This window comes from Massilia sp. IC2-476 (assembly GCF_020707295.1).
Lineage (GTDB): Bacteria > Pseudomonadota > Gammaproteobacteria > Burkholderiales > Burkholderiaceae_D > Telluria.
In genome coordinates this window covers 1-9621 of record NZ_JAJFER010000018.1, presented here as the reverse complement: position 1 = coordinate 9621, position 9621 = coordinate 1, and the positions used below count along the sequence as shown (strand labels likewise).

The following is a 9621-nucleotide window of genomic DNA, read 5'->3' as shown; positions in this document are numbered from 1 at the left end:
GCCTGATGACCATAGCAAGTCGGTCCCACCCCTTCCCATCCCGAACAGGACCGTGAAACGACTTTGCGCCGATGATAGTGCTGCAACCAGTGTGAAAGTAGGTTATCGTCAGGCTAGTTATAAAGCAAAGCCCGCTCAGTTAAGACTGAGCGGGCTTTTTGCTTTGTGCTTTGCCAAACGCAGCGCACATCATGCGTGTATTGGATATGCAACGTGGCTCCCGCGATTAGATATTACTTTGCTAATTCCTTGCGAGTGTAGATAATGACTGGGTAACCATGTACGTCTACTTCTACGCCTTAAAACTGTTCATGAATAATCATCTTGCCACTCCTGAACGTCATCGCGCAGCGTCGCGAGGCGCCACCAGCGGCTCTTCCGTCGATCTGGTGATCGAGTGCGCACGGGGATTGGCAGCATTATGGGTATTCCTTTTCCATATCTCGGCTGCCATCAAACAGGCGATTCCTGCGCTGTATCCCCTGGCGTTGGAGGGCTACCGTGGTGTGCCGGTGTTCTTTGCCATTTCCGGATATTGCATCTATGCAGCCGCGGAGAACGCCATGGCCAGGAACGCGGGTGCGAAGACGTTTCTTGCACGTCGACTCAAGCGCATCTATCCGACGTTCTGGGCGTCGATCGCTGTCGTCATGTGCATGCCATTCGTGCTCGAGGGCCTGTCCGCAGTCAAATCGGGCCATTTCGTCTTCCCTCAGCTTGCATGGTTAAGCTATTCGCCTCTCGACTGGTTCGGCCTGCTAACGCTGAGTAAAGAACTGGTCGATGCCCAGGTAGGTGCTAATGATGGCTACACACGCATTAATACCGTCTACTGGAGTCTGGCCATCGAGGTCCAGTTTTACCTCGTCGTCTTCCTGGCAATACTCATGCGACGCTACGCGGCCGCGTTTCTCGGCATGGTTTCGATCCTCAGTGCGTATGCGATCGTATCTGACGCCTTCAATGTCCCAGGCCTTTTCATCAATCTTTGGCCGGGCTTCCTGTTCGGTGTCCTCGTTCGTGTTGCTCACACAAAGGGCATGACGCCATTTTCGTTCTTCGGCAGATACCAGTTTGCAGCTTCGATCCTCCTGCTAGGCGCGCTTGCACTGGCGACAGCGATACTTGCGCAACTCATGGACCTTGGGTTCATTGCATCCGCAGTTATCGCATCGATTGCGATCTGGTGCCTGGGCGGACTCGAACATGCCGTGCTGACCCAATTCACGCTGTCAAAGAAGGGCCTGAAGGTGTGCGGCATGCTGCTATTCCCTGCCGTGTTGCTAGGGCAGTCGAGCTACTCACTGTATCTATTGCACGGCAAGGTGTACCAGCTTCCTGAGATGATCGCTAGAAACCTGTTTCCAACGACAAGTCCGCTCTATGTAATCGCAACGGTCTTGCTGACCTGTGCGATATGCTATGGCTTCTACTTCTTCATTGAGCGCCGTTTCCACAACCGCCGGCTCCCGGATCCTAGGCCGGAGGCGATCCCAGCCGCTGCGACCCTGGCGCAGACCGCCAGGTAGCCGAGCCTTCACGTGATGTCTTCGTCCGTCAGCAGCTGTTTTATCCTGCGAGTCATTTCCTCAAGACGGTAGGGTTTACGTAGCAGATAGGTGCGATCGAGAACGGGATGCTCGATGTCCGCTCCAGGATAACCTGATGCGAAGAGCAGCTTTGCAGATGGCAGGTATTTCGCCGTTGCCACCGCAAGGTCCTGTCCGGTAACTCCCCCCGGCATGACCAAATCGGTGAACACGAGGTCGATCGGCAACCCCTGCCGGATCATGTCGAGCGCCGTGTCGCCGTCGGCCGCCTCCAGCACGCACAGTCCCTGCTTGCGCAGCACTTCCACGCTCACCTGGCGCACCGGCGCCTCGTCTTCGACCACCAGCACGGTGCGCACCGGCTCCGCTGACGACGCCGGCGCCGACTCCACAGGCGCCTCAGGCAACAGGGGGAAGTAGATGGTCACCGTCGTTCCCGTCCCCGGCTTGCTGGTCAGCCCGATCTGGCCGCCACTCTGTCTCACGAAACCGAAGGCCAGGCTCAACCCCAGGCCGGCGCCGCGGTGGCCGGTCTTGGTCGAGAAGAATGGCTCGAATGCGCGCCGCTGCACCTCCTCAGGCATGCCCGCGCCATTGTCGGCCACGCGCACCCGCAGGTAGCCTGGGGCCTGGACGCTGTCGGCGCCCGGCAGCTGCGCAGCGTCCGCCGCGATTTCGAGCCAGCCGTCCGTCTCCATCGCTTCGGCCGCGTTCTGCACCAGGTGCAGCATGGTCTTCTCGAACTGCGCCGGGTCGAGGCAGGCGTGCAGACTCTCGTCCAGCGACAGGCACAGGGCGTGATGGCCGAGTGTGTGGCGGATCGTTGCTTCCATGCTGTGCAGGTGCTTTGCCACGTTCAGGGGGACCGGTGCGAGCGACTGCCTGCGCGCGAATGCCAGCATCTGCGATGCCAGGTGTGCCCCGCGGCGCACGCCTTCCGACGCTGCCTCCAGCCGTTTCACCGTCCGCTCGTCGGCGCGGTGCGCCACCCGCAGCAGCTGCAGGTGGCCGTTGATCAGCTGGAGCACGTTGTTGAAGTCGTGCGCCACGCCGCTGGTGAGCTGGCCGATCGCTTCCATCTTTTCCGCTTCGTGCAGCGAGGCCTGGGCATTGGCCAGCTCGCGCGTCTTCTCGAACAGCGCGGCCTGGCTCGCGCGCAGCGCCTGCGTCATGTGGTAGGCGCGCGAATGCGCCTGCAGCCGCGCCGTCAGTTCGACCTTGTCCGGCCACTTGACCAGGTAATCGATCGCCCCCGCTTCGAACCCGCTCGCCTTGACCTGCGGGCTGGTATTCGACGACAGCATGATGACCGGGACTTCCGCCACGCGCGGGTCCTGTTTCAGGATCTTGATGACGTCGAGGCCGTCGATCATCGGCATGTGCAGGTCGACCATGATCACGGAAGGCGCGAACGCCGCCGCCGTTTCCAGCGCGCGCGCCGGATCCTGCTGGTACTCGAGGATAAGGCCCGGCTCGTCCTCCAGCATGCCGCGGACGAGCTCCGCATTGATCAGGTGGTCGTCGATCAGCAGCACGCGCATATCGATTGTCTTGGTGAGCATCGCGTGGGCCTTAATGTGTCGTCAAAGGGTTTCGCCTGCCTCGGCCGCTGCCTGCGCGATGCTGAGTTCCAGCTGCAGGAGGTCGTAGGGTTTCGGCAGTACGATGATCCCGCTGTCCGGCGGGACCTGGATGTTGTTGCCTTCGCCGGAGGTCAGGATCACCTGCAGCGCGGGACGCAGCGCAATAGCACGCGACGCCAGCTCGGTGCCGGACAGGCGCGGCAGGTTCAGGTCGGTGAACAGGATGTCGACCTCGTGCTCCTGCAGGAGTGTCAGTGCATGTTCGGCCGAGCCGCTGCCGCTGGCCGCATGCCCCAGCGCCGCCAGCAGCTCGCAGGCCAGTTCGCGGGTGTCGGGATCGTCTTCCACCACCAGGATGCGGCGTGCGCCGTCCGCCGCGACCGGCGTGCGCACCACCTCGTCCACCACCGCCGGCGCCGCCATCGGCACCGACAGGCGCGCCGCGCCGAGCTGGCCGCGCACGGCCTGTGCCAGCTGCTCGCGGCTGTAGGGCTTGGGCAGCAGCTCGATGCCTGCGTCGATGGAGCCGTCGGGCACCTGGCCCGAGGTGAGGAGGATGCGTGTGTGCGGCGAGAGCTGGCGGCACTGCGCCACCAGCGAGGCGCAGTCGACCGCGCCGGGCATCGACAGGTCGCTGAACAGCAGGTCGACCGGCATCCCGGTGCGCAGGATCGCGACCGCCTCCTGCCCGCTCCCGGCGCTCAGCACCTGGTAACCGAGTCCCGCCAGCAGTTCGATGGTGGTCGCCACCACGGCGGCATCGTCATCAACCACCAAAATGGTTTCATCGCCGCCCGGCACCTCGGCGTGGCCCGCCGGCCGCGCATGCAGGGCGTCGCCCTCGGCGCGCGGCAGCTGGATCACGATGCGCGTCCCGTTCCCGGGGCTGCTCTCGATGCGGATCTCGCCGCCGCTCTGCTTCACGAAGCCGTACACCATGCTCATGCCCAGGCCCGTGCCCTTGCCGGGCGCCTTGGTCGTGTAGAACGGATCGAAGACCTTGTCGAGCACCTCGGGCGTCATGCCGCAGCCGGTATCCATGATCGACAGCAGGACGTGGCCGGCCGCTGCGCTGCCCGGTTCGGCGTTGCCGACGCTGATGGTCAGGCGCCCGTTGCCGCCCATGGCATCGCGCGCATTGATCGCCATGTTGAGGATGGCGTTCTCCAGCTGGTTGCGGTCGACCCGGGCGTTCCAGAGCCCGGGCGCGCGGCGCAGGTCGAGCACGACACGGTCGCCCAGTGCGCGCAGCAGGAGCGACTCCATGTCGGACAGCAGGCGGCCCAGATCAGTCGCCACCGGCTGCAGCGGTTGGCGGCGCGCGAAAGCGAGCAGCTGCGAGGACAGTTTCGATCCGCGCTCGACGGCGGCAACCGCGCTTGCCACGCGCGCGCCCAGCACGCTGCCGATCCCGTCCAGTTCCATCAGCTGCAAGTTGCTCGAGATGATCTGCAGGACGTTGTTGAAATCGTGGGCCACGCCGCTGGCCAACTGGCCCACGGCTTCCATCTTGTGCGCCTGGCGCAGCGCATCCTCGGCCTTGAAGCGTTCCGCTTCTTCGAGCACGACCTGGCGTTCCAGCGCTTCGTTCAGTTCGCGCAGCGCGGCCTGCGCCTTTTGCAGGTTCTCCTCGGTGCGCTTGCGCTCCGTGATATCGAAGGCCACGCCGAGGTAGCGGCGCTCGCCCGCGATCGTGCTCGGCACGGCCTGGCCGCGGCGGGCGATCCAGCGCCGCTCGCCACTGTCGGCGCGCGTGATGACGAATTCCGAAAAGCCGAGCGGATTCGATTCGTTCCCGAGCCGATTGGGGCCAGCCAGGTGCAGGTGCGACGGCTCAACACGGCTGACCAGCAGGTCCGCAGTAATCTCGATGTCCGGCGCGAAGCCCCAGATGCGCCGGTAGGCGTCCGACACCACCACCTTGCCCGTGCTCGGATACCACTCGAAGGTACCGATCTCGCCCGCCTCCTGGGCGACCCGCAGGCGCTCCTCGGTCAGCGCGTGGTCGGTGACATCGACGCCTTCGACGAAGATGCCCTGCGTGCGGCCAGCGGCATCTTTCAGCGGCTGGTAGACGAAGTCCAGGATGCGCCGCTCCATGCCTTCGCCGTTGCCGCGGTCCAGCTGCACTTCGATATTGCGTCCGTGGTAAGCGTCGCCGCCGTGATAGACACTGTCGAGCAGCTCGTAGAAGCCTTGTCCGGCAAGTTCGGGCAGCGCGAGCCGTACCGGCTTGCCGAGGACCGGGCGGTGCTGGACCAGCTTCAGGTAAGCGTCATTGGCCAGCTCGAACACGTGCTCCGGCCCCGTCAGCACCGCCATGAAGCTCGGCGCCTGGCGGAACAGGGTGTTGAGGAATTCCATGTCGCCGGAAAGGCGGCGGTTGGCCTGCTCGAGCGTGACGCGCAGGGCATCGAGGTCGCTGTTGACCTGTTCGAGATGGGCCTCGTGACGCTGGCGTTGCTGTTCCGCGCGCACGCGGTCGGTGGTTTCGAGCACGGTGCAGAGGACACCGCGCACTGCGCCGGCATCGTCGGTGGCCGGGCCGTAGTACAGGTCGAACCAGACGTCCTGCGGCGCGCCGTTACGCTCGAGGACGAAATGGGCGTCGCGGAACACCCGGTCCTCGCCCTGGAAGCAGGCGTCGAAGACTTCCTGGTTGAAGTCCCAGGCCTCGGGCCAGGCGTCGCGCACCCGCGCGCCGAGGACATCGGGGTGGCGGGCGCCGCACACACGCGCGTAGCCGTCGTTATAGAGAAGGATCCGGTCGTCGCCCCAGACCAGGGCCATGCTGGCGGGGGAGCGCAGGATGACGTCGACCAGCGTCCGCAGGAGGGGCGGCCAATTGTCGATAGGGCCGAGCGACGTGCTGCTCCAGTCCCGCTTTCTTATCAGCTCAGCTGCTTCGGAACGCGAGGCGGGCCAAACGATCTTGCTCATCACTGCCTCATCTGGTCGACCGTTGCGGACAACGCGTCCGCACCAGCGTGACAGTGTAACACTGGAAACTGAACGTTTAGTGTCCTATCTGCATGTGCCACTCAAGCCTGGGCGGTGCGCACGTTGCCGTTCAGGCGCAGCTCCAGCTTGTCCCAGAAGCGGTCGTGGATCGGAAGAAGCAGGACATTGCACACCGGTTCAAGCACCGCAGCCATACCGCCGAACGCCAGCGAGCCGGTCGCGAAGTACATCACCGCGAAGGCAACGCCAATATGGAGCGTGGTCTGGCTGAGCTTTTCCGCGGCGATACGCACATAACGGTCGCGCTCGGTCTTCCCGTTCGCACGGATTGCCGCCCAGGTCCGCTCGTGCAGCGGAAGCAGGAGCACATTGATCACCGGCTCGATGATGATCGCCAGTCCGCCAAAGACGACGGAGCCGGTCACGGCATAGGCAATCGCGAATGCGATGGCCATGTGGGCGACGACCTGGCTGGTTTTCTTGGCGGCAATGACCATGATGCTTGTTCCTATGTTTCGTTAACACTGCTGTAGGATGAATGATAGCGATTCTCATTCATAGCCTAAAGTGAATTAAACAAAACAAGTTGATAGCCTCAAGCTATCGACCATGGAACACCTACTTCAGGGGCAAAATCAAGGCATCCAGCTCCCCGGGATAATGCTCGAGCAGCCAGCGCGCCTTCTCGGCGAACACGGGATCGTCCTTGTAAGCGCGCGCCGCCGTCAGCATGTTTTGCATCGCATGCTTGTTGAAGCCATCCGGCGAGCCTTCCTTGGGATTGATTTCCGGGTAGGGCCACTTCTCGCCATTCACATAGCGCGCGACGAAGCGGTAAGCTTGAGCGATGCTGTGGGCGTCTTCGCCGTGTTCCCAGACCTTCTGGCCGGTCAGCTCACCATAGCGTCCCAGGTAACCGAAAGCTTCCAGCGCAAAATTCGTATAGCCGCCAGGCCGCGTGCGCTCCAGCTCGGCGATCAGTTTGCCCTCGCGATCGATCTGGCCCGCGATGCGGCGGATCTTTGTGATGTCGAGCTCGCGCCTGGCGACGTCCTGGCGGTTGGTATACAAGGCATACGCGACCACCTGCGCCGAATAGAATGTGCCGTGGTTGTTGTGCGCGTTACCCTCTTCGAAACCATGACGGCTGGTGAGCAGCCAGTTCAGGTACTCGCCATACCAGCCGCGCACCGCCTCGTTCTCGGCGTCGCTCAAGGCGTCGGTCGGCTGGATCAGGGCCAGGCTGTCCATCACGTCGATCAGGGCGCGGCTGGTGATGATGCCGATGCCGCGACCGTCCACGCGGCCTGGAATCGCCTGCCCGTATTCGAGATGCGGATTCATGCGGGTGTCAGGCGTGAGGAACCAGGCGCGTGCCAGCTCGCCCGCCTTCACCGCGTATTTGCGCTCGCCGGTGAAGTACCAGGCCAGTGCCAGCACCTTGACGTCGTGCGCGAACCTGCCCATGCGCCCGCTGTCGGTGGCGTCGGTCGACGCAGCCGGGTTGTGCAGGCCGTCCTTGCGGATATAGGGCAGGCCGTCCTTCTTTGCCGGGTCAGGCCACCAATAGGGGCCGAAGCTGAAGAAGTCGTGCTTGTTGCCGCTGGCCGGCGCCAGGGATTTGTCGACGACGCTGTAGCGGCGCCGCGTCAGCGCCGCATCGGCGTCCTTGAGCAGGGCGTCGTACGACGGCTGGTAGAGCGGATCGCGCGCCGCCAGCTTCTGTTTCGCCAGTGCCAGGCCGGCCGGATCGTAGGTGTAGAACTGGGATGGCGAGGCTGCCAGCGCAGGACCGCACAACACCGCGGCCAGCACGGTGGCGCGCCACAAGGACCGGATCATGGGGGCGCCTCGCCTTAGTACCTGTTTGGTCTGTTTGTTCAAATCTTGTCTCCCTTGTTATCGTGGTATTACCAGAGCACGGGCTGGCGGATGAAGAAGTTGCGGGTGACTTCCTCCACCGATGAGTCGGCGGGCAGGGTGGCCCACAGGGCCAGGTAGTCCGGCCGGCCAAGCGCCTCCCCGGCGAACAGCAGGCTCGTTTGGCGCATGGGCCACTCCTTGAAAAACATGACGTCCGGTGGCAGGGGCCAGTCTGCCTTGTCGCGGATATAGGGCGCCATCCAGGCCATCGCACGGGCCATGCCGCGGCCGTCGGGCGTGGTATACGTCCAGAGATTGTCCTGCGGCGTCGACAGGATCCGGCACAGCGTGGCCAGCGCTTCCAGGTTGAACAGGGCGTAGCCGTAGGGCTTGGTCCGTTTCAGTTCCAGCGGCTGGCTGCCGTCGGCGGCCAGCTGGGTCGGCAGCAGTACCGTCTTGAAACGCTCTCGCGCATACGCCAGCAACTGGCGGTCGCCGGTGAGGTGGGCGAACGCGGCCACCTGCAGCAGCCAGCACGAACCATGGTTGTTCTTCGCTTCACGTTCCTCGATGCCGTTCTTGCTGGTCGTCAGCCAGTGGAGGTAGTCGCGGAACCAGCCGACGATCTGCTGGCGTTCTTCGTCGGACAAGGCATCTCCGTCGCGCAGGACTTCGATGGCGCGCGCTACTTCGACCAGGTGGACAGTGTCGATGATGCCGATCCCGCGCCCGGTCGATTTGCCGAAGATGGCCTGGGCGTACTGCAGGTTCGGATTGAGCCGGGTGCGCGGATCGACGAACCAGGCGCGCAGGTGGGCCACCGCATGTCGGGCGTAGTGCTGTTTGCCGGTGGTCTTCCACGCCGCCACCAATGCCGGCACCTGCACCGACAAGCGTACCAGCGCGCGCCGATGCGCAACGAAGTTGTCGGGATTGGTCAGGCCGTCGCGCTGGACGTAGGGTCCGCCGGGATTGGCCGGGTTCGGCCACCAGTAATCGCCCTCCGAATAGAAGTCGTGCAGGCCACCGCTGCTGCGGGGGCTGGAGAAAGAGGTGATCGTGACCGGCGCCTCGGACAGGGCGGCATCGGCCGCGCGCAGGATGCGGGGCTGGTCCAGGCGCATGACGTCGAGCGGCTGGGCTCGGGTGGGGATCGACAGACAGGTCAATAACAGTAGAGTGAGGAGCGGTCTGTAGAAGGACATCTTGACGTCGCTGCAGTTCTTTGAGGGATGTTAATCGTTTAACTTAGTGTATATCCTATTTTTACCTTTGTCTATTCACGAGCCAGACCGCAGAATGAGAAATCGTTTTCCCTCGGAAGATGTGCTGAGCCGTTTCTGTCTGGCGAGGTCTTGCATCCTCGGGGCAGCTTTGCTATAGTCTCGTTCCTCCGACGCGAACCGTAGCCTTACAGGTAGCGAATGCGAAAGAGACGAGGGGTTGACGAGTTACGCGAAACACTGCATAATCTCACTTCTCTGCTGCTAACGAACACAACGCTTCGTACGGTGCAGCAAGGTAGTACAGAACAACGGTTCTTTAACAATCAACAGTCGATAAGTGTGGGCGTTTGATGAAGGTGCCGGCTGACTTGTTCAGCTGCATACTTAAATTATCAAATGTTCACAAAAGTATTAAGCGTTGTCTCAGCAATGAGATGA

The 9621-nt window shown here is 63.0% G+C and carries 6 protein-coding genes and 1 rRNA gene; 2 read left to right on the top strand and 5 right to left on the bottom strand.

All coding sequences use genetic code 11. The annotated features are described in order from the left end of the window. Position 1: 1 nt before the first annotated feature. A 5S ribosomal RNA gene (gene rrf / locus LK539_RS24295) occupies positions 2-114 on the top strand. A 164-nt stretch (positions 115-278) separates the two neighbouring features. Then, a complete protein-coding gene (locus LK539_RS24290) occupies positions 279-1529 on the top strand; it encodes an acyltransferase (protein ID WP_227803623.1) in 1251 nt (416 codons plus the stop codon). Positions 1530-1537: 8 nt separating this feature from the next. Here the strand turns inward: LK539_RS24290 and LK539_RS24285 are convergent, their stop codons facing one another. The 5 genes from LK539_RS24285 to LK539_RS24265 form a co-directional block, all read right to left on the bottom strand. After that, positions 1538-3112, bottom strand: a complete 1575-nt coding sequence (locus tag LK539_RS24285) for a response regulator (RefSeq protein WP_227803622.1) — start codon at positions 3110-3112, stop codon at positions 1538-1540. Between the two features lie 21 nt (positions 3113-3133). Next, complete coding sequence (locus LK539_RS24280; protein ID WP_227803621.1) at positions 3134-6073, bottom strand: response regulator; 2940 nt, start codon at positions 6071-6073, stop codon at positions 3134-3136. A 101-nt stretch (positions 6074-6174) separates the two neighbouring features. After that, positions 6175-6591 (bottom strand): DUF2061 domain-containing protein, encoded by a 417-nt coding sequence (locus tag LK539_RS24275; protein ID WP_227803620.1) that lies wholly within the window; start codon positions 6589-6591, stop codon positions 6175-6177. A 121-nt stretch (positions 6592-6712) separates the two neighbouring features. Next, positions 6713-7936 (bottom strand): alginate lyase family protein, encoded by a 1224-nt coding sequence (locus LK539_RS24270; RefSeq protein WP_227803619.1) that lies wholly within the window; start codon positions 7934-7936, stop codon positions 6713-6715. A gap of 68 nt (positions 7937-8004) precedes the next feature. Further along, positions 8005-9162 (bottom strand): alginate lyase family protein, encoded by a 1158-nt coding sequence (locus tag LK539_RS24265; RefSeq protein WP_227803618.1) that lies wholly within the window; start codon positions 9160-9162, stop codon positions 8005-8007. Between the last annotated feature and the right edge of the window lie 459 nt (positions 9163-9621).

Excerpts from the sequence above, each read along its gene's own strand:
- LK539_RS24290 (WP_227803623.1), top strand. The coding sequence starts at position 279 with ATGTACGTCTACTTCTACGCCTTAAAACTGTTCATGAATAATCATCTT.
- LK539_RS24285 (WP_227803622.1), bottom strand. The coding sequence starts at position 3,112 with ATGCTCACCAAGACAATCGATATGCGCGTGCTGCTGATCGACGACCAC.
- LK539_RS24280 (WP_227803621.1), bottom strand. The coding sequence starts at position 6,073 with ATGAGCAAGATCGTTTGGCCCGCCTCGCGTTCCGAAGCAGCTGAGCTG.
- LK539_RS24275 (WP_227803620.1), bottom strand. The coding sequence starts at position 6,591 with ATGGTCATTGCCGCCAAGAAAACCAGCCAGGTCGTCGCCCACATGGCC.
- LK539_RS24270 (WP_227803619.1), bottom strand. The coding sequence starts at position 7,936 with ATGATCCGGTCCTTGTGGCGCGCCACCGTGCTGGCCGCGGTGTTGTGC.
- LK539_RS24265 (WP_227803618.1), bottom strand. The coding sequence starts at position 9,162 with ATGTCCTTCTACAGACCGCTCCTCACTCTACTGTTATTGACCTGTCTG.